The organism is Nonomuraea sp. KM90 (assembly GCF_052246675.1).
GTDB lineage: Bacteria > Actinomycetota > Actinomycetes > Streptosporangiales > Streptosporangiaceae > Nonomuraea.
Window position 1 is genome coordinate 77,516 of the sequence record NZ_JBQQCB010000027.1, and the last position, 19,102, is coordinate 96,617.

Sequence of the window (19,102 nt, forward strand, 5' to 3'; positions counted from 1 at the left end):
CTAGAACAGTCCCCGCTGGCCGAGGCGCTTGGCCAGCCAGTTGGAGCCGAAGATCAGGATGACGCCGGCCACGCCCTTGAACAGGCCGACGGCGGTGGAGTAGCTGTAGTTCCCGTTCTGGATGCCGGCGTAGTAGACGTAGGTGTCGAACACCTCCGCCACCTCGCGGTTCAGCGACGTGGTCATCAGCCAGATCTGCTCGAAGCCGGAGTCCAGCAGGTTGCCGGAGGCGAGGATGGCCATGACGACGACCGTCGGTCGGATCGCGGGCAGCGTGACGTGCCAGAGCTGGCGGAAGCGGCCGGCGCCGTCCATGCGGGCGGCCTCGTACAAGTTGGGGTCCACGCCGGCCAGCGCGGCCAGGTAGATGATCGTGCCCCAGCCCGTCATCTTCCAGAGCTGCTGCAGGATGATCAGCTGGCGGAACCACTGCTCCTGCGCCATGTAGTCGATCTTCGCGGTGTCGCCGAGCAGGTCCCGCATCCAGCCGGCGAGCACGCCGAAGTCGGCCGCGAACAGCACGTACGTCAGCGACGCGACGATGGTCCACGACAGGAAGTGCGGGATGTAGATGAGCGACTGGACCGAGCGCTTGAGGATGTTGACCCGCAGCTCGTTCAGCATCAGCGCGACGATGACCGGCGCGGTGAAGACGAAGACGATGTGCAGCAGCGCCAGGATCAGCGTGTTGGCCATCAGCCGGCCGAAGTCGGGGCCGGAGAAGAGCTGCTCGAAGTGCTTGAGGCCGACCCAGGGGCTGCCCGAGTAGCCGAGGAACGGCAGGAAGTCCTGGAACGCGATCGTCACGCCGTACATCGGCACGTACTTGAAGATCACGAAGTAGGCGAGGCCCGGGAGGAGCATCAGGTAGAGCCAGCGGTAGCGCAGCAGCGCGGTGCCCAGCGGCACCCGGTCCGGCCTGCGCTTCCTGGCCTTGGGCGCCGCCTTCACCGGAGGCGTCGCCAGGTCGGTGGCCACAGCGGCCTCCTTTCCTATGAGGGGCCCGGACGAGGTCCGGGCCCCTCAGGCGGGGGGTCGTGAACTACTTGGGCAGCTTCGCCAGCAGGTCGTTGATCTCGGTGACGATCTGGGTGCCGCCGCCGTCGTGCCACTTCTTGATCTCGGCCTTGAGGCCCTCTTCGTCGATCGCGCCCGACAGGAACTTCACCCGCGCGTCAGGGATGATCTTGTCGATCTGCGCGCCCTTCTCGATCTGGGTCGGGGGGACCACGGGCAGCGCGACGTTGTGCACGGCCGTCTTGAGGTCCTCCTCCACCAGCTTCTTCTGCAGGGCGAGGATGTCCCGGTACGGCTGACCGGAGGGGACGCGCTGGTAGGCGATGCCGCCGATGTCCATCGTGCCCTTGGTGCTGAGCTGCGTGAACGCGTCGTCCACGTTGTCCTGGACGGTCTTGACGGCCGTGTCGTCCTCGTTGATCAGCGCGGCGGTGTCGCCGTTCTCGACCTTGAAGTTGCGGCCCTCGATGCCGTTCTGCAGCAGGACCTGGCCTTCCTTCGTGGCCAGCTTGTCCAGCGTCTTCAGCACGTTGTCCAGCTCGGCGTCGGTCCGCACGCTCTGCTTGGAGATGGCCAGGGAGTCGGCGTAGCCCGTGAACGGGTAGGAGAACTTCTGGCCGTCCGAGCGCGCCAGGTTGCCGACCATGGTGACCTTGTCACCGTAGTTCTGGTCGCCGTCCTCCCTGAACAGGTCGAGGACCTGGCGGGAGCGGATGTTGACGTCGATGATCATGCCGCCCCTGCCGTGGAAGAACGGCTCGTTCCACTTGGCGGAGTCGAGGGTGGCGAAGTCGGGGTTGACCAGGCCCTCGTCGACCATCTTCTTGAGCCACTTGTTGGCCTCGATGAACTCCGGGGTGTCGAACCCGGCCACGACCTTGCCGTCGCGCTCGCCGTAGCCGTTCGGGGCGCCGAACCAGGTCTCGATCACGTCGTACGGGCTGGCGCTGGCGTAGTTACCCGGCCACTTCGGGATGATGAGGCCGTAGGTGTCCTTCTTGCCGTTGCCGTCGGGGTCCTTCTCCGTGAACGCCTTGGCGACCTCGTAGAACTCGTCGATCGTCTTCGGCTCCTCGAGACCGACCTTCTTCAGCCAGTCCTTGCGGATGACGACCGCCGAGCGGAGCAGGGGGCGCATCCGGTAGAGGCCGTAGGTCTTGCCGTTGATGGAGGAGTTGAGCGCGGTCTGCGCGTCCGCCGGCTTCAGGTTCGGGTACTTGTCCAGCTTGTCGGTCAGATCCCAGAACGCCCCGGCCTGCGCGGCCTTCACGAACGCCGGCATCTTCGGGTCCACGACCACGACCTGCGGAATGCTGTCCGAGGCCAGCGTGACGTTCATCTTCTCGGTGTACTCGGCGTTCGGGACCCAGGTGACCTTGATCTTCTTGCCGAGGAACTTCTCGATGGCCTGCTGCATCTCGCCGGTCGGCTCAGGGGCCGTACCGAACAGCTTCGCCATGAACGTGATCGTGTTCGGGTCGGACTGAGGCGCGTCGCCACCGCCAGAGCAGGCCGAGGCGGTGAGGGCAGCCGTTAGCGTTAACACACCGGCAAGGAGCCGCCGGCGACGGGGTGCGCTCATGAGTTCCCTTTCGAAAGCAGGCGCGCCTCGTTCTCCTGGAAGAAGCGCAGGCAGAGCCACGTGTTGAGATAGATCCACGCGCCGAAGCTGATCATCGGCGCCAGGATGGGCGCCACCGAGGTCGCGAAGGCGATGGCTGAGAGCGCTAGCAGCAACAGCGCGGACGATGCCGGACGCAGCAGCGCTAGCTGGGTGGCCTTGGGCCAGTAGGCCCAGAGCGGCAGGTCGTAGTGCGCGTAGAGCGGCCCTACGTACGCCCCCACACCCGCCAGTGCGATGAGGGCCACGAAGGTCGCGATTCGCAGCGCCCCCATGTCGGGCCCCAGGGCCGAGAAGTAGAGGTAGTTGCCGACCAGCACGGTGGCGACCAGCGCCGCCGGCAGGACCAGCAACGAGGCCCGGACGAACTCCCGTCGGTAGACGAGCCAGAATTCGCGCCAAACCTGAATCGTTTCATTCCGGGCATGCCTCCGAGCCAGGGTGTAGGCGGCAACGGTGGCGGGCCCGAGCCCGAGAATCACGCCTCCCGCGAGGGTGAAGACGAGCCAGATCAGATTCAGCCGCACCGCCCAGATCAGCTCTGAGCAGGCAGCTTGAATCCTGATTGACAAGGCGGGGTGGTTCATCCGGCACCACCTTTCGTGGCATGTGCACGGATACGGGGGTGGAGTGTTGCACCGTGGTTCCTGCCCAGTTACAAGCGAGTGAACGGCGGTTGGTGCGAAATTAGTGTTGAATCGACTCAAAGTCAATGACGAGATACGCGGAGATTTGCGTACTCTCCGATCAGCGGAGCCATCTGCCGGAACCCGACCTTGCCTCCTGCCAGGGAGGAACCGCCGATCGAGCCGTCGTCCTGCCAGCGGAACGAGACCAAATCGTTGATTGAGAAGCTCACCGCGCCTCCCTTGACGTCGATCCGGACGGCATAGGGCCCCCGGGCGTCCAGCACCCCCGGCAGCGGGTCAGCCCCCTGCGCGACCAGGTGAAACCCGTGGCTCTTACGCAGGTTGCAGGTGTGCAGGGCGCGCTCGGACTCCCACATGCGCCGGAAATAGGACACGTGGTAGGCGTCGATGTCGCCGTGGTGATATTGCTCGTACGGCCCGTTGCGCGGGGTCAGGGCGGGATCGAACACGTCCTCACCGTTCCGGCCCCTGGCATGGAAGAACATGATGGCCAGGCCCGGCTCCCTGACGGGCCAGAAGTCCCACTCGATCCGCACGTCGGCGGGGAACTCCTCGGGACACCAGAGCACCAGATTGGCCGCCTGCCCGTCGGAGGCCGGCCTGAGGCTCTCCAGCCGCATCCGTCCCTGGGGGAAGGACATGGCGCCGTCCCCCTCCATCCGGAATCCGGCCAGGTCCTCGGGGGTGGCCAGGGGGTTGCGGTAGATCTCGGTCAAGGAATGACTCCTCTCGGCGATCGGACAAGCGCACGCGCACGCGGACGGGGGCCTCATGTGCCCCGCGCCGCCCGGCCCCTGGCGCGCCGCGTCGGCGGGAAGGCGTACGGAGGGGTCCGGCGCAACGCGTACGGCGACCGGCGCACCCGATCACCGCGACACCGGACGCAGGAAGCCCGGACACAAGAAGCACAGAAGCGGGCAGAAAGCCCGAGCCACCGAGCCACCAGCCCCCGGAGGCCCGGAGGGCCGGAGGGCCGAGGGTCACCCCTCGCGACGCAACGCGCTGGACTCGCGAATCACCAGGTCAGGCTGGAAGATGACCTGCCGGTGCCGATGCTGCTCAGGCTCGGCCACCTCCTCCAGCAACAGATCGATCGCCGTACGCCCCAGCAGTTCCCGGGGCTGCCGGACGGACGACAGCGGCACCGCGGCCGCCGCGGCGAAGTCGATGTCGTCGTACCCGATGATGGCCAGGTCCTCTGGGACTCGGAGCCCGTGCGAGGCCATGGCCTGTAAAAATCCCAGCGCCATCATGTCGTTGGCGCAGAAGGCCGCCGTGGGCCGTTCGGCGGCGGGCAGGGCCGCCACGCGCTCGCCGATCGCCCGCCCCTCGGCCACGGTGAGCGTGGGCGCGGTGGAGGTGAGCAGTTCAACGGCACCGTCCGCGGCGGCGACGGCGCTGGTCACGCCCGCGTGCCGGTCGGCCACCTGTTTGATGGACGGCGGCCCGCCGACGAACATGATCCGCCGGTGCCCGCGTTCAATGAGATGGGCGCCGGCGATCTGCCCGCCGAGCCGGTCGTCGACGGCCACCGAGCACTGCAGGCCGGTCGCCGGGCTGTCGACCAGCACCACGGGGGTGCCCCGGGCGGCGAGCTCCTCCAGCCAGGGGGTCTCCATCTCGACCGGGGTGATCAGTATTCCCATCACCCGCTGCTGTTCGAGCTGGTCGAGGTGGCGGCGCTCGCGGCCGGGGTCGCCGGCGCTGTTGCAGAGCACCACCATCGTGTCGTGGTCGTCGGCCACCGCTTCGGCGCCCTGGGCCACGTCCACGAAGAACGGGTTGGACACGTCGAGCACGACGAGCCCGACCGTGCGGCTGCGGCCCACCCGCAGGTGGCGGGCCACCTCATTGCGGACGAAACCGAGTTTCTTGATCGCTTCGAAGACGCGTTCGCGTGTGGCGGGGGACACGATCTCCGGGCGGTTGAGCACATTGCTCACCGTGCCCACCGAGACGCGCGCCAGCTGCGCGACCTCCTTGATGTTCCTGGTCGCCATCGATCCTCACGAGGCCGTGCTGCTGAAAGAGCCGTGCTGCTGAATGAGCGGAGTGCGCCGCCCGAGGTGCTCCGCTGGACGCGGCCGCCCACCGGAAAGCGCAGGATCCGCTGCTGAAGGTGGACCGCAGAACGCGGTCCACCGAGAACTTCGGCTCATCATAGCGGCATTCAAGATTTTTTTGAATCGTCTCAACGACGCGGAGCGGTCACGCTCCGGCGCCGGGCGGCGGCGTGGCGGCGCCGGCCTTCATCCCGTCGAGCATCAGCCGCAGGTAGCGGCCCGGATCGGCGGCCACCGGGGCCGGCAGGTCGTCGGGGTGGCAGGTGAAGACGTTCAAGAGGTGGATGAGGTCCTCGACGCCGACGTCGGGCCGCATCGAGCCCTCGGCCTGCGCGCGGCGGACGAGCCCGTCGAACCGTTCCACCCACTCCCCCCGCACCCGCGCGAACTCGGCCCGGTCCACGATCGCCTCCTCCGGCAGCACCGCCAGCGCGGTGGCCAGCGCCGTGCGGCCCGGCTCGGCGGCCCAGCAGACGAAGTCCCAGATCGCGCTCCACGCGTCGGCGGTGGCGCCGGCGGCGGTGTCCAGCGCGTCCGCCATCGTGTGGATGTAGTGGTCGCCGACGGCCGCGATCAGGGCGCCGCGGTCGGGGAAGCGGCGGTAGAGCGTGCCGACGCCGACGCCGGCCCGCTTGGCGACGGCCTCCATCGGCGCGTTGACGCCGCGCTCGGCGACGACCGCGGCGGCCGCCTCGACGATCTTGTCCAGATTCCGCCTGGCATCCGCTCGCACGTACGACTCCAAAGTGGACGATCCGATTCCGCTTAGTGTAGCGTCCAGCTAACCGGAATTCGAGATTCCACTTACGGAGGTCCCCATGATCGTGGTAACCGGTGCCACCGGCTCCATCGGCCGCGCGCTCGTCGGGCGGCTGCGCGGCCACGACGTCCTCGCCGCCGTCCGGCGCGACGCCGAGGACCTGGGCGTCCCCTACGCCAAGGCCGACTTCGACCGGCCGGACACGATCGGCGGGCTGCTCAACCCGGGCGACCGGCTCTTCCTCAACAGCTCGCTCTGGCCCGGCTACGTCGACGCGCACCGAGCCGTCATCGACCTGGCCGCCCGCGCGGGCGTGGCGCAGATCGTCGCCGTGTCGGTACGCGACGCCGAGCCGGGCGCCAAGCTCGGCATGGGCATGCACGGCGCCGTCGACGCCCACCTCAGGAAGTCGGGCGTGCCCTGGACGATCCTCCAGCCCAGCGGCTTCATGCAGAACCTGCCGCGCGACTTCGAGCACGGCAGCATGTACGGCGCGTACGGCACCACCCCGGTCAACTACATCGACGCCCGCGACATCGCCGACGTGGCCGCCGCCCTGCTGACGGCCCCGGTCGGCCCCGACCGCGACCTCGTCCTCACCGGCCCCGAGTCCCTGTCGCACGACCGGATCGCCGAGGAGATCGGCAGGGCCCTCGGCCGCCCGGTCCGCTACGTGAACCTGCCCGTCCCCGAGATGACCGCCCACCTGGAACGCCAGGGCATCCCCCAGCCCCACGCCGGCGACCTGGCCGCCCTCATGGCCGAGACCGGCGACGGCCGCTGGGCGGCGACCACGACGGCGGTGCGGGACGTGACCGGCCGCCCGCCCCGCCCCCTGTCAGCCTTCCTCGCCGATCACCGGGACGCGTTCCCCGCCTGATCCGGATCGACCACCCGCACGCGTACCGACCTGAACTGGGCGGGCGTGTCCCGCAGGACCGCCAGCCGCGGATCGGGCACCACGAGGAACGGCTCCCGCTCCAGCTCCAGCAGCGGCGCCAGCCGGCGGTCCGGCCGCAGGGCGTCCACCGCCCTGCGGTCCCCGCCGAGCACCACCCCGTCCAGCTCCCCCAGGTACGGCGTCAGCACCCGCACCGCCGTCTCCACCGCGTCGTCGAACGCCTGGGCGGCCTGGTTCTTCCGCCGCCGGGCGAAGCGCTGCTGCGACCACCCGCCCGCCGCCGTACGCCCCTGCACCAGCCGCGACCCCACCTTGGACGCCACGAGCGCGCTCCCGTGGAAGACCCCGGCCGCGTAGCCGCCGAGCCGCACCAGGAACACCCCGACCCGCCGCTCGGCCCCGGCGTGCGCCACGAACCGGCTCACGTGCGGCGGCCCCGGCGGCGCCAGAGGCGGGAAGGGCACGTGCAGCTCGGCCAGCGCCCCGTCGCCGGCCAGCAGCCGCACGACCCGCGCGTCCCCGCTCGCCGTGAAGGGCCCGTGACGCGCCGCGAACCCGTCGATCCATGGATGCAGACGCTCCGGCGGCACCGTGACCCACCGGCCGCCGCCCCTCGCCGGACGCGCGTTCATGCGCGAAGACTAACGAACGACGTTCCCCTCCGGTCCAGTAGGGAACCGAAACGGAAATGTCGGTAAATTTTGTTTCGGGGGGCTTCTGGTGCAGCTGTGACAGGAGCACCATCTGTACGTGTCCTCCCTGCTCACCAGTCCCATGGTGGATCTCGACACGGGTGCTGTCATCGCGCACCCGGCCATCGTGGACAACACCGGCACCCTGAGAGCGGCGCCCCTGCCGATGGTGCTGGAGCTCCCGGTACGGGTGGTGCTGTCGGGCGCGGGCGCGCTGGCGCCGCTGCACGAGGCGCTGAGGAGGGCGGGCCGGCATCCGCGCGAGGCGATCCTGCTGCTCACTGGACCGTGCCAGGAGCAGGACCGGCCGCTGCTCAAGGTGGGGCTCGACGGCCTGCGCACGATCGGGTACCTGCTCGGCTTCTCCGACGTCGGCACCTCCGGCGCGGCCCTGGACCTGGTCGCGGACGCGTCCCCGTACCTGCTGGCCCTCGACCCCGAGGTGGTGGCGCGCATCCCCGGCGACCACCGGGCCATCGCGGTGGCGCGGGCGGTCGGCACGCTGGCCCGCGCCATCGGCGCGCACGTCATGGCCCCGGGCGTGGAGCGCGAGGCGCAGGTCGGGATGGTCCGCGGCCTGGGCGTGCGCCTGGCGCACGGCCCCCTGCTCGCCCCGGGCCCCGACGGCAAGGTACGGGTGCCGCTGCCGATCGCCGACGAGTCGCCCGACACGGTCCTGCTCGGCCCCCGCGTGCAGGAGCTGCTGCTGCCGGCCGTGACGCTCCCGGCGGAGGCCAAGGCGGAGGAGGCGGTGGCGGCGTTCGGGCACGAGCCGACGATCACCAGCGTGATCCTGGTGGACGAGTTCCAGCGGCCCAAGGGCAGCCTCGACCGCAGCCGGTTCCTGCTGTCGTTCGCGGCCCGCTACGGCCATGCCCTGCACGGCTCGAAGCCGGCGCAGCGCCTGGCCGACCCGCCGCGCACGGTGCCGCGCACGACGCCGGCGATAGCGGCCATGCAGGCCGCGGGCCGGGACTCCACCCGCGTCTACGACGACCTGGTGGTCACCGACGAGCTGAACCGCTGCCTGGGCATCGTCCGCGTATCCGATCTGATCAGGCAGGTTGCCGCGATCAGGAGCTGACCGTGCCGGGTAGGAAGCCAGCATGCTCAACAGACGGGCCCTGCTCGGCGCCGGGCTCCTGACAGGCGCGGCGGCGTGCACCGGTGACACGCCCGCGCCCAAAGGCGCCGCCTTCGACCCCGCCGACTGGGCGTCCGTGCGGGCCCAGTTCGCGCTGGACCCCGCGTACGCGCAGTTCGCCGCATTCGTGCTGGCACCCGCGCCGGCCCCGGTCCGGCAGGCGATCAGAACGCACCGCGACGCCCTCGACGCCGACCCCGAGTACACCCCGCCGGGCGGCTCGCCCGACCAGGCCGTACGCGAGGCCGCCGCCCGCTACCTGGGCGCCCGCGCCGACACGATCGCGCTCACCGACAGCACCACGATGGGCCTGGGCCTGCTCTACTCCGGTCTCGGCCTGCGCCCCGGCCAGGACGTGCTGACCACCGAGCACGACTTCATGGCCACCCACGAGGGCCTGCGCCTGCTGGCCGCCCGCACGGGGGCGAAGCTCCGCCGGGTCAGGCTGTACGACGACCCGGCCCGCGCCTCGGCCGACCGCATGGTCTCGGCGATCAAGGAGGGCCTCGGCCCGCGCACGCGGGTGGTGGCGCTCACCTGGGTGCATTCGAGCACCGGCGTGCGCGTGCCGGTGCGCGCCGTCGCCGACCTGCTGGCCGAGGCGAACAGGGGCCGCGACGAGCGGGACCGGGCGCTGCTGTGCGTGGACGGGGTGCACGGGTTCGGCGCGCTGGCCGACGGCGTGGCCGACCTGGGCTGCGACTTCCTGGCCAGCGGCACGCACAAGTGGCTGTTCGGGCCGCGCGGCACGGGCATCGTGTGGGGCCGGGCCTGGGACGCGGTCGCCCCGATCGTGCCCAGCTTCAGCCAGGCCGCGTTCGATGCCTGGCAGGGCGGCGGCGCGCCGGGCGCGAACACGGCCGAGCTGGTCACGCCCGGCGGTTACAAGGCGTTCGAGCACCGGTGGGCGATGCCGCAGGCGTTCGCGTTCATGACGGCGATCGGCAAGGACCGCGTCCAGCGGCGCACGCAGGAGCTGGCCTCCAGGCTGAAGGCGGGCCTGGCCGCGATCCCGCACGTCAGGCTGGCCACCCCGAACGCGCCGGAGCTGTCGGCGGGACTGGTGTGCTGCTCGGTGGCGGGCATGGAGCCGTTCGAGGCGGTGGAGCGGCTGCGCGGGCAGAAGGTGGTCGCGAGCGTGACGCCGTACCAGCCCTCGCTGCTGCGCTTCGGCACGAGTATCGTGACGGGGCCCGAGCAGGTGGACCGCGCTGTCAGAGCCGTGGAGGGGCTGCGATGAACTGGGCCGAGCCGTACGGACCGCTGATCGAGACCCGCGTGCGCGTGCTGACCTGGAACGTGTGGGGCGAGCACGGCCCGTTCGCCGAGCGGGCAGGGCGGATCGAGAAGGTGGTGCGCGAGCAGGAGGCCGACGTGGTCCTGCTGCAGGAGTGGGCGGGCCAGTCGTTCGGCTACGAGCACGTCGCCTCCTACGCGGACGGTGTGCCCTGCGCGGTGCTGTCGCGCTGGCCGATCACCCGGCAGGACGAGCGCCGCCTGCCCGGCGGCGAGTTCGCGGGCAGCGCGCTGTTCTGCGAGCTGGCCGGGCCGCGCGGGCCGTTACAGGTGTTCAGCTCGATGGTCGGCTCGTTCCGGCTGGACGAGTCCGAGATGCGGCAGTCCCAGGTGCGGGCGCTGACCGCGTTCGTCCGCGAGGCGGCCTCGCGCCGGCATCCCACGCTGGTGTGCGGCGACTTCAACGCCGGGCCCGACAGCGACGAGATGAGGATGCTGACCGGGCGCAGCGCGCCGGCCACGCCCGGCGTGGTGTTCTACGACGCGTGGGAGCTGGCCGGCGACGGCGGCCCCGGCCACACGTGGAGCAGCGCCAACCCGTACGCGCGGCCGGGCCTCTATCCCGACCGCCGCTTCGACTACGTGCTGAGCGCCTGGCCCCGGGCGGGCGGCGCGGGGCATCCGGTGCGCTGCGAGGTCGTGGGCGACGGCCCAGAGCCCGGTTCCGACCACTACGCCGTGCTGGCGGAGCTGCGTTACTGAACGGGTCCCCCGGCTGGACCCGACCCTGCACCATGGCGCCGCACGGCCGGCGTTCCGGAGCATGATGCCCATCTCCCGGTCCCTGCCCGCCTCGGCCGGGGCGCGGCGATCGCGCCCCGGCCGGGGGTGAGCGGGCCGAGCGGCAGGTTGAGGGCGGTCGGCTTGCCCGCGCCGTCCGGCCCGAGCAGGGGCAACGGTTCGGCAGGGCTCGACGGTGAGCGAGAGGCCGTCCACGGGGAGCACGTCCCCGTGGTGCTCGCTGACGTGGGCTGTCAGGTCACGCGGCTCACCAGCCCCGTGTCCAGGCTGTAGTAGGCGCCGATGACGGTGACGCTGCCGTACAGGAGGGGATCGGCTCTCAGGCGCGAGACGGTCCGCCGGATGTGGGCGTGGACCATGGGCTCGACCCGGCCGTCGGCGGTGAAGTAGGCGGGCTGGAGGGCCTCGACGATGTGGGGCAGCTCGCCGGGCAGGGTGACCTGCCTGCGTAAGGCCCGGGCGGCGGCGGTGACCGCCCCGCAGCGCTGGTGCCCCAGGACCACGACGAGGCAGGAGCGCAGGTCCTGTGGACCGTACTGGACGGCCGCGGTGACGAGGGAGTCGAGCGTGTGCGCCGCCGTACGGACGACCAGCAGGTCGCCGAGGCCGACGTCGAAGACGACCTCGGGCGGCACCCGGGAGTCGATGCACGACAGCACGACCGCCCGGGGCGACTGGCTCGTCGCGACCTGCTTCCTGCGTCGGGGGTCCTGGTGCGGGCGGTGGGATCGACCCGCCGCCCAGCGCCGGTTGCCCTGCTCGAGTAAGGACCACGTTTGCCTGGCACTACCACGCCAAGCGACTGACTCGTTACGCACGGTCCGGATATGCCCGCCGGCACGATGGCCTAGCGGGCATATCTCACAGGCGGCAGGCGTAGATGTCGGTGACCAGGATGGCTCTTGCGCCGATGTCCCACAGCTGGTCCATCACCTTCTGGTGACCCTTGCGCCGGACCAGGGCCCGGACCGCGACCCAGCCCTCGCGGTGCAGCGGCGAGATCGTGGGGCCCTCCATGCCGGGCGTGAGCGCGGTGGCCTCGTCGATGCGCTCGGCGCGGATGTCGTAGTCCATCATGACGAAGTCGCGGGCGTGCACGACGCCCTGGAAGCGGCGTACGAGCTGCTCGACGTTAGCCGTCTCCGGCGCGCTCTGCTGCTTGATCAGCACCGCCTCCGACCGCATGATCGGCTCGCCGAACACCTCGAGCCCGACGTTGCGCAGCGTGGTGCCGGTCTCGACGACGTCGGCCACGGCGTCGGCCACGCCGAGCCGGATGGCGGTCTCGACGGCGCCGTCCAGCTTGATCACGCGGGCGTCGACGCCCTGGTCGGAAAGGTATTTGTCGAGCAGGCCCGCGTAGGAGGTGGCGATGCGCCGGCCGTTGAGGTCGCCGACCGACGTCATCGTGCCGGCCGCGGCGGCCAGCCGGAAGGTGGAGCCGCCGAAGCCGAGTGGCATGATCTCCTCGACCGGGGCGCCGGAGTCGACCAGCATGTCCCGGCCGGTGATGCCGGCGTCGAGGGTGCCCTCCCCGACGTAGACGGCGATGTCGCGGGGGCGCAGGAAGAACAGCTCACAGCCGTTGGCCTCGTCGACGACGAACAGCTCCTTGCTGTCCCTGCGTGACCGGTAACCGGCCTCTTTCAGCATGCTCTGGGCGGCCTCGCTGAGCGCGCCCTTGTTGGGTACTGCCAGACGCAGCATGTCAGGTCCTCACGTGTCTCGCTCTCGATGTCTGTCTCCAGGTCATGGGCGCCCGGCGCCCTAGAGATGCTTGTAGACCTGGTCGAGGCCGATGCCCTTGGCGATCATGAGCACCTGCACGTGGTAGAGGAGCTGCGAGATCTCCTCAGCTGCCCTGTCGTCTGACTCGTATTCGGCCGCCATCCAGCTCTCGGCGGCCTCCTCGACGACCTTCTTGCCGATGGCATGGACGCCGGCGTCGAGCGCGGCCACGGTGCCCGAGCCCGCGGGCCGGGTGGTGGCTTTCTCTGACAACTCGGCGAACAGCTCTTCGAAGGTCTTCATGGTCTCTCTCGTCGGTCGGCTGCGTGCCTGATAAGCCTAGTCTGCGTCATGGAGTGACGCCGCCCCGCGTCCGCCACGCGAGACGGCGCCGTCACCTGTTCATCCGAGCGCCTTCTTCGCCCTGGCGACCCGTTCCATGGCGTGCGCCGACTCGCCGCCCTCGTGCCCGTTGTACGGATATATCCGGATGTCTTTCTCACCGGCGTAGTGGTTGTAGGCGGCGAACACCGTGGACGGCGGCGTGACGCCGTCCTGCAGCCCCACGGAGAACAGCGCGGGCGTGGCGGCCCTGGCCGCGAAGTTGACCCCGTCGAAGTAGGCCAGGGTCTCGAAGACCCGCTCCACCTGGTCCTTGAACGCGCGGCAGTACGCGGCGAGCTCGGCGTAGGGGTATTCGGGGGTGATCTGGGTGGCGTGCCTGATGTGACACATGAACGGCACATCCAGCAGGGCGCAGGCCAGGCCGGGAGCCAGGGCCGAGACGGCCAGCGCGATGGCGCCGCCCTGGCTGGCCCCGCCGACCGCGACCTCGCCCACCCCGGGATGCGCCCTGGCGGCCTCGACCGCGCGCACGGCGTCGGTGTAGAGCCGCCGGTAGTAGTAGGCGTCCGGGTCGTGGATGCCGCTGGTCATGACGCCGGGCGTCTGCGGCCCGGTGCCGGGGTAGGGGTCGGCGGTGTCGCCACGCCGCCACCCGCCGGCGCCCTGTCCCCTGCTGTCCATGGCGAACACGGCGTAGCCGAAGGAGGGCCACAGCAGCCAGTCGATCGGCAGGCCGCGCCCGCCGCCGTACCCCTGGTACTCGATCACGCACGACACCGGTCCGGTGGCGTGCCGCGGCAGGAGCAGCCAGCCCTTGATGGGGTGGCCGCCGAAACCGGCGAAGGTGACGTCGAAGACGTCGGCGACGGTCAGCTCGGACGGCACGGGGGTGAACTCGGCCGCGAGGTCGTGGGTGCGGGCCTCGGCGAGCGTGCGCTGCCAGAAGGCGTCGAAGTCGCCGGGCTCGGCGCGTTCCGGCAGGTACTCGCGAAGTCGCGGGAGTGGCATGTCAACGAACACGGACGTTCCTAGGGGGTCGGGGGACATCGGCCCATGGAACTTACCCGGCCTCCTGTTGTCGCTGAGATCCCACCCACATCGAACGGGCCTTCATGCGACGACGGGCAGCGCCGTTTGTGCTGTCAGACCTGCTCAGCGCTCGAAGCGACGGCCGCCCGAGTTACGGCGGAAACCACCGTTGCCACGCTCGTCCGTACGGCCGCCGACGGGCCGGTAGCCGTCACGCGGCCCCCGCTCGTCGGTGCGGCTGCCGCGGTCGCGGTCGGCCGAGAACGGCCGGCCACGGTCGGTGCCGAAGCGCGTGCCCCGGTCGTCGGAGCGGTAACCGGCACCGCGCTGGCCGCGGTCGTCCTGACGGACCGGGCGGTCGTCGGTGCGGAACCCGCTACGCGGCCGGCGGTCGTCGCTGAACGTGCGCGGCTCCTGCGTGCGCCCGAACGGCCGCTCACCGTCGGTGTGCCGGCGCGGCCGGCGGTCGTCGCCGGACGTGAACGGGCGGCGGTCGTCGCCGGAACCGTACGGACGGTCGCCGTCCTCGTGCCGGCGCGGACGACGGTCGTCGGCGGCCACGACCGGACGCTCGCCGTCCTCGTGGCGCCGCGGACGGCGGTCGCCGTCGAACTCGCGCCTCGGGCGGCGGTCGTCGCCGGAACCGTACGGACGGTCGCCGTCCTCGTGCCGGCGCGGGCGGCGGTCACCGTCGAAATCCCGGCGGCCACGACGACCCCTGCGCTCGGAGGTGCCGCCCTCGCGGCGCGGGCGCAGCGGCTTGCGGACGTCCGGCTCCCACACGGGGATGGACTCGCCGCTCGGCCTGCGGGCGCCGGCCACCTCGGCGAGCCTGGGGTGACCCGGGGTCGCCTTGAGGCGGAACGGGTGGATCCCGGCGCGGCGGGTCAGGGCGTCGGTCGAGCGGCGCTCGTTGGGCAGCACCAGCGTGACGACCGTGCCCTTCTCACCGGCGCGGGCCGTACGGCCGCCGCGGTGCAGGTAGCTCTTGTGGTCCTGCGGCGGGTCCACGTGCAGCACCAGGCTGATGTTGTCCACGTGGATGCCGCGCGCCGCGACGTCGGTGCAGACCAGCACGTTGACGGAGCCCTCGCGGAACTCGGCGAGGATGCGGGTGCGCTGGTTCTGGCGCTTGCCGCCGTGCAGGCCGCCCGCCTTGACGCCGACCCTGGCCAGCTGCTTGCACAGCCGGTCCACGCCGTGCTGGGTGCGGACGAAGATGATCGTACGGCCCTCGCGGTTGGCGATCTCGGCCGTGACGTCGAACTTGTCGTCGCGCGAGACCTGCATCACGTGGTGCTCCATGGTGTCGACCGGCGAGGTCGCCGGCGCCACGGAGTGGGTGATCGGGTCCTTGAGGAAGCGCTGCACCAGCTTGTCGACGTCGCCGTCGAGCGTGGCCGAGAACAGCAGCCGCTGACCGTCGGACGGGGTCTGCGCCAGCAGCTCCGTCACGACGGGGAAGAAGCCGAGGTCGCACATGTGGTCGGCCTCGTCCAGAACGCTGACCTCGATGTCGCCCAGCGAGCACTCGCCCTGCCGGATCAGGTCGCCCAGGCGGCCGGGGGTGGCGATGACGACGTCCACGCCGCGTCGCAGGGCCTCGATCTGCTTGCCCATGGACATGCCGCCGACGATGACCTTCATGCGCAGGCCGAGGCCGCGCCCGAGGGGCTCGAGGGCGTCGTGCACCTGGAGGGCGAGCTCACGGGTGGGCACGAGGATCATCGCGCGGGGACGGCCCTGGGCGGGCCGCACGCCCGCGATGCGGGCCATGGTGGGCAGACCGAAGGCGAGCGTCTTGCCGGAGCCGGTCTGGCCGCGGCCGAGGACGTCATGCCCGGCGAGCACGTCAGGGATGGTCGCGCTCTGGATGGGGAACGGGCTGTCGAAACCCAGTTTGGCCAGTCCGTTCACCAGCGGCTTGGGCAGGCCCAGCAGCTCGAACTCGGACGGGCCCGGCTCGGGGGTCTCACCGAGCGTGGGCATGACAGCGTCAAGCATGGTCACGAAAGTCGTGCCTTTCCGTCGAAGTGGCGCGTCACTTCTGCGAAAGGACGAGCCAGGGTGTGCGGCACCGGGCCGCACAGGTTCAAGGGCACCCGCCGTCATGGGGGCGGGATGAATGAGGGGGGATACACCTGGGCACCGGCCGCAGGCGATGCGAGACGCGCGATGAGACGTCAGGTGTACCTGATTGCCAACGCCGGGGATGTTATCGGATATTCCTTGGCATGAGCACCGACTTTCCCAAACCCCCATTGGCACGCTGATACGGGCTGACGCTTTACGCCAGCCGTAACAGCAGAAAAGATCAGACGTTAAAGCCTAGCATACGAAGCTGCTCGCGGCCCTCGTCGGTGATCTTGTCCGGGCCCCACGGCGGCAGCCAGACCCAGTTGATCTTCACGTCGGAGACCATGCCGTCCAGGGCCGAGTGGGCCTGGTCCTCGATGACGTCGGTCAGCGGGCAGGCCGCACTGGTGAGCGTCATGTCAATGGTGGCCACGGGCTGCCCGCCGTCGGACGGGTCGAGGTTGAGCCCGTAGATCAGGCCCAGGTCCACCACGTTGATGCCGAGCTCGGGGTCCACGACGTCCTTGAGCGCCTCCATGACCTCCTCGACGGTCGCGTCACCGTCGAAGCCGGTCGGGGTCTCCACTGGCTTGCTCATTCGGCAGCACTCCTCACAACAGCGTCCTTGTAGGCCATCCAAGAAAGCAACGCACATTTAACGCGCGCCGGGAACTTGGCCACGCCCGCGAACGCGACCGCGTCGCCGAGGACCTCCTCGTCGGCCTCGACCTGTCCCCTGCCCTGCATCAGCCGGGTGAACTCGTCGACCACCGAGAGCGACTCCTCGATCGTCGAGCCGGCGGTCAGCTCGTGCAGCACGGAGGCGGCGGCCTGGCTGATCGAACAGCCCTGTCCGTCGTAGGAGACGTCCAGGATCTTGCCGGCGTCGCCCACCTTGACCCTGAGCGTGATCTCGTCGCCGCACGTCGGGTTCACGTGGTGAACCTCGGCGTCGTACGGCTCGCGCAGACCGCGCCCCTGCGGGTGCTTGTAGTGTTCCAGGATCAGCTCCTGGTACATCGACTCACCGATCATGGCTATGCGAACACCTTCTGCACGTGATGGAGGCCGCGCACCAGGGCATCGATCTCGCCCGTGGTGTTGTACAGGTAGAACGACGCCCGCGTGGTCGCGGGTATTCCGAAGCGCAGGTGCAGCGGGCGGGCGCAGTGGTGCCCGACGCGTACGGCGACCCCGAACTGGTCGTCCAGGATCTGCCCGACGTCGTGCGGGTGGATGCCCTCCAGCGTGAACGACACCGTGCCCCCGCGGCCCTCCAGCGACTCGGGTCCGATGACGCGCAGCGTGGGCACCTCGCGCAGGGCCTCCAAGGCGTAGGCCGTCAGCGTGCGCTCGTGCGCCTCCACGGCCTCCATGCCGACCTCGGTGAGGTAGTCGACCGCCGCGCCGAGCCCGATGGCCTCGACGATCGGCGGCGTGCCCGCCTCGAACTTGTGCGGCAGCGGCGCGTACGTCGAGTGGTCCATCCAGACCGCCTCGATCATCTCGCCCCCGCCCAGGAACGGCGGCATGGCGTCGAGCAGCTCGGCCCGCCCCCACAGCACGCCGATGCCGGAGGGGCCGACCATCTTGTGGCCGGTGAAGGCCACGAAGTCGGCGCCCAGCTCGGTGACGTCCACCGGGTGGTGCGGCACGGACTGGGACGCGTCGAGCATGATCAGCGCGCCGACCTCGTGCGCCCGCCGGGCCACCTCGGCGACCGGGTTGACGGTGCCGAGGACGTTGGACTGGTGGGCGATCGAGACGATCTTCGTCCGCTCGGTGATCAGGTCGGGCGTGTAGTCGAGCCGCCCGTCGTCGGTCACGCCGAACCACTTCAGCGTCGCCCCGGTGCGCTGCACGAGCAGCTGCCACGGCACGATGTTGGAGTGGTGCTCCATCTCGGAGATGACGATCTCGTCACCCGGGCCGAGCGTGAAGCGCGGATCGGTGTTGGCGGGGTTGCCGAAGGAGTAGGCGACCAGGTTGAGCGCCTCGGAGGCGTTCTTGGTGAAGATCACCTCGTCGCGGGACGGCGCCCCGACGAAACCCGCGACCTTGTCGCGGGCGCCCTCGTAGGCGTCGGTCGATTCGGCCCCGAGCACGTGCATGGCCCGCCCGACGTTGCTGTAGTGCAGCGCCAGGTGCTCCCGCATGGTCTCGATGACCTGATTGGGCTTCTGTGAGGAGTTGCCCGAGTCGAGATAGACGAGCGGTCGCCCGTCGGGCAGCTCGCGGGAGAAGACCGGGAAGTCCTTCCTGATCTTCTCCACATCGAAGCTGTTGGAGCTCATGCAGATGCCTTCGTGTACTGCTCGTAGCCCTCGGCCTCGAGCTTGTCGGCCAGTTCGGGGCCACCCTCCTCGACGATCCGGCCGGCCGCGAAGACGTGCACGAAGTCCGGCTTCACGTAGCGCAGGATGCGGGTGTAGTGGGTGATCAGCAGCACGCCCGTCTCGCCGGTGGAGCGGAAGCGGTTGATGCCCTCGGACACCACGCGCAGCGCGTCCACGTCGAGGCCGGAGTCGGTCTCGTCGAGCACCGCGATCTTCGGCTTGAGCAGCTCGAGCTGCAGGATCTCGTGGCGCTTCTTCTCGCCGCCGGAGAAGCCCTCGTTCAGGTTGCGCTGGGCGAAGGCGGAGTCGATGGACAGCGCGTCCATGCCGTTCTTGAGGTCCTTGGCGAACTCGCGCAGCTTGGGCGCCTCGCCGCGGACGGCGGTGACGGCCGAGCGCAGGAAGTTCGAGACCGACACACCGGGGACCTCGACCGGATACTGCATCGCCAGGAACAGGCCGGCGCGGGCCCGCTCGTCGACGGACAGCTCCAGCAGGTCCACGCCGTCGAGCAGCACCTGACCGCCGGTGATCGTGTATTTGGGGTGGCCGGCGATCGCGTAGGCGAGCGTCGACTTGCCCGAGCCGTTCGGGCCCATGATGGCGTGCGTCTGCCCGGACTTCACGGTCAGGTTGACGCCGCGCAGGATTTCCTTGTCGTCGACGGCGACCTGCAGGTCACGAATCTCAAGGGTGGACATGT

At 70.3% G+C, this 19,102-nt stretch carries 20 protein-coding genes; 4 read left to right on the top strand and 16 right to left on the bottom strand.

Going from position 1 to position 19,102, the window contains the following annotated elements:
- The 6 genes from ACTWPW_RS26335 to ACTWPW_RS26360 all read right to left on the bottom strand — a co-directional run bounded on the left by ACTWPW_RS26335 (position 1) and on the right by ACTWPW_RS26360 (position 6,084).
- Positions 1-978 (bottom strand): ABC transporter permease, encoded by a 978-nt coding sequence (locus tag ACTWPW_RS26335; RefSeq protein ID WP_443170202.1) that lies wholly within the window; start codon positions 976-978, stop codon positions 1-3.
- 64 nt (positions 979-1,042) lie between these two features.
- Complete coding sequence (locus ACTWPW_RS26340; protein WP_375114096.1) at positions 1,043-2,476, bottom strand: extracellular solute-binding protein; 1,434 nt, start codon at positions 2,474-2,476, stop codon at positions 1,043-1,045.
- A 119-nt stretch (positions 2,477-2,595) separates the two neighbouring features.
- A complete protein-coding gene (locus tag ACTWPW_RS26345) occupies positions 2,596-3,225 on the bottom strand; it encodes a YesL family protein (protein WP_443170203.1) in 630 nt (209 codons plus the stop codon).
- Between the two features lie 122 nt (positions 3,226-3,347).
- On the bottom strand, positions 3,348-4,004 hold the full coding sequence (locus ACTWPW_RS26350) for a DUF1961 family protein (protein WP_443170204.1): 657 nt from the start codon (positions 4,002-4,004) through the stop codon (positions 3,348-3,350).
- A gap of 264 nt (positions 4,005-4,268) precedes the next feature.
- Positions 4,269-5,288, bottom strand: a complete 1,020-nt coding sequence (locus tag ACTWPW_RS26355) for a LacI family DNA-binding transcriptional regulator (protein WP_443170205.1) — start codon at positions 5,286-5,288, stop codon at positions 4,269-4,271.
- 208 nt (positions 5,289-5,496) lie between these two features.
- The gene (locus ACTWPW_RS26360; protein ID WP_375114100.1) at positions 5,497-6,084 is read right to left on the bottom strand and encodes a TetR/AcrR family transcriptional regulator; all 588 of its coding nucleotides are present in this window, start codon (positions 6,082-6,084) and stop codon (positions 5,497-5,499) included.
- Between the two features lie 85 nt (positions 6,085-6,169).
- Here ACTWPW_RS26360 and ACTWPW_RS26365 point away from each other — a divergent pair, with 85 nt between their 5' ends.
- On the top strand, positions 6,170-6,991 hold the full coding sequence (locus ACTWPW_RS26365) for an NAD(P)H-binding protein (protein WP_443170206.1): 822 nt from the start codon (positions 6,170-6,172) through the stop codon (positions 6,989-6,991).
- Here the strand turns inward: ACTWPW_RS26365 and ACTWPW_RS26370 are convergent.
- Positions 6,967-7,644 carry an acVLRF1 family peptidyl-tRNA hydrolase gene (locus ACTWPW_RS26370; RefSeq protein ID WP_375114102.1) on the bottom strand — a complete coding sequence of 226 codons (678 nt, stop codon included), beginning with the start codon at positions 7,642-7,644 and terminating at the stop codon, positions 6,967-6,969. The genes ACTWPW_RS26365 and ACTWPW_RS26370 overlap by 25 nt on opposite strands.
- Before the next feature lie 118 nt (positions 7,645-7,762).
- On the opposite strand from ACTWPW_RS26370, the gene ACTWPW_RS26375 reads away from it, so the two are divergent.
- The 3 genes from ACTWPW_RS26375 to ACTWPW_RS26385 are packed head-to-tail and all read left to right on the top strand — an operon-like array spanning position 7,763 to position 10,846.
- The gene (locus tag ACTWPW_RS26375) at positions 7,763-8,788 is read left to right on the top strand and encodes an EAL domain-containing protein (protein WP_364120203.1); all 1,026 of its coding nucleotides are present in this window, start codon (positions 7,763-7,765) and stop codon (positions 8,786-8,788) included.
- A 22-nt stretch (positions 8,789-8,810) separates the two neighbouring features.
- Positions 8,811-10,088, top strand: a complete 1,278-nt coding sequence (locus tag ACTWPW_RS26380; RefSeq protein ID WP_443170207.1) for an aminotransferase class V-fold PLP-dependent enzyme — start codon at positions 8,811-8,813, stop codon at positions 10,086-10,088.
- Positions 10,085-10,846, top strand: coding sequence for an endonuclease/exonuclease/phosphatase family protein (locus tag ACTWPW_RS26385; protein ID WP_375114104.1), 762 nt, complete (start codon positions 10,085-10,087; stop codon positions 10,844-10,846). Before ACTWPW_RS26380 ends, ACTWPW_RS26385 begins: the two co-directional genes overlap by 4 nt.
- 272 nt (positions 10,847-11,118) lie before the next feature.
- On the opposite strand, the gene ACTWPW_RS26390 is transcribed toward ACTWPW_RS26385, so the two are convergent.
- The 9 genes from ACTWPW_RS26390 to sufC all read right to left on the bottom strand — a co-directional run bounded on the left by ACTWPW_RS26390 (position 11,119) and on the right by sufC (position 19,100).
- Complete coding sequence (locus tag ACTWPW_RS26390) at positions 11,119-11,544, bottom strand: carbonic anhydrase (RefSeq protein ID WP_375114105.1); 426 nt, start codon at positions 11,542-11,544, stop codon at positions 11,119-11,121.
- A 202-nt stretch (positions 11,545-11,746) separates the two neighbouring features.
- Complete coding sequence (gene hisG / locus ACTWPW_RS26395; RefSeq protein WP_364120215.1) at positions 11,747-12,592, bottom strand: ATP phosphoribosyltransferase; 846 nt, start codon at positions 12,590-12,592, stop codon at positions 11,747-11,749.
- A gap of 60 nt (positions 12,593-12,652) precedes the next feature.
- Positions 12,653-12,916, bottom strand: a complete 264-nt coding sequence (locus tag ACTWPW_RS26400; protein ID WP_080037115.1) for a phosphoribosyl-ATP diphosphatase — start codon at positions 12,914-12,916, stop codon at positions 12,653-12,655.
- Positions 12,917-13,015: 99 nt separating this feature from the next.
- Complete coding sequence (locus ACTWPW_RS26405; RefSeq protein WP_443170208.1) at positions 13,016-13,978, bottom strand: acetylxylan esterase; 963 nt, start codon at positions 13,976-13,978, stop codon at positions 13,016-13,018.
- Positions 13,979-14,110: 132 nt separating this feature from the next.
- Positions 14,111-15,991: a DEAD/DEAH box helicase gene (locus ACTWPW_RS26410; RefSeq protein ID WP_443170209.1), complete on the bottom strand. Its 1,881-nt coding sequence runs from the start codon at positions 15,989-15,991 to the stop codon at positions 14,111-14,113.
- Positions 15,992-16,301: 310 nt separating this feature from the next.
- Positions 16,302-16,661, bottom strand: a complete 360-nt coding sequence (locus ACTWPW_RS26415) for a metal-sulfur cluster assembly factor (protein WP_364120225.1) — start codon at positions 16,659-16,661, stop codon at positions 16,302-16,304.
- Entirely contained in the window at positions 16,658-17,098 is a 441-nt protein-coding gene (gene sufU / locus ACTWPW_RS26420) for a Fe-S cluster assembly sulfur transfer protein SufU (RefSeq protein WP_375114108.1), read from the bottom strand. Before sufU ends, ACTWPW_RS26415 begins: the two co-directional genes overlap by 4 nt.
- A 2-nt stretch (positions 17,099-17,100) precedes the next feature.
- Positions 17,101-18,357: a cysteine desulfurase gene (locus tag ACTWPW_RS26425; RefSeq protein ID WP_375114109.1), complete on the bottom strand. Its 1,257-nt coding sequence runs from the start codon at positions 18,355-18,357 to the stop codon at positions 17,101-17,103.
- Positions 18,354-19,100, bottom strand: coding sequence for a Fe-S cluster assembly ATPase SufC (sufC, locus tag ACTWPW_RS26430; RefSeq protein WP_375114110.1), 747 nt, complete (start codon positions 19,098-19,100; stop codon positions 18,354-18,356). Before sufC ends, ACTWPW_RS26425 begins: the two co-directional genes overlap by 4 nt.
- Between the last annotated feature and the right edge of the window lie 2 nt (positions 19,101-19,102).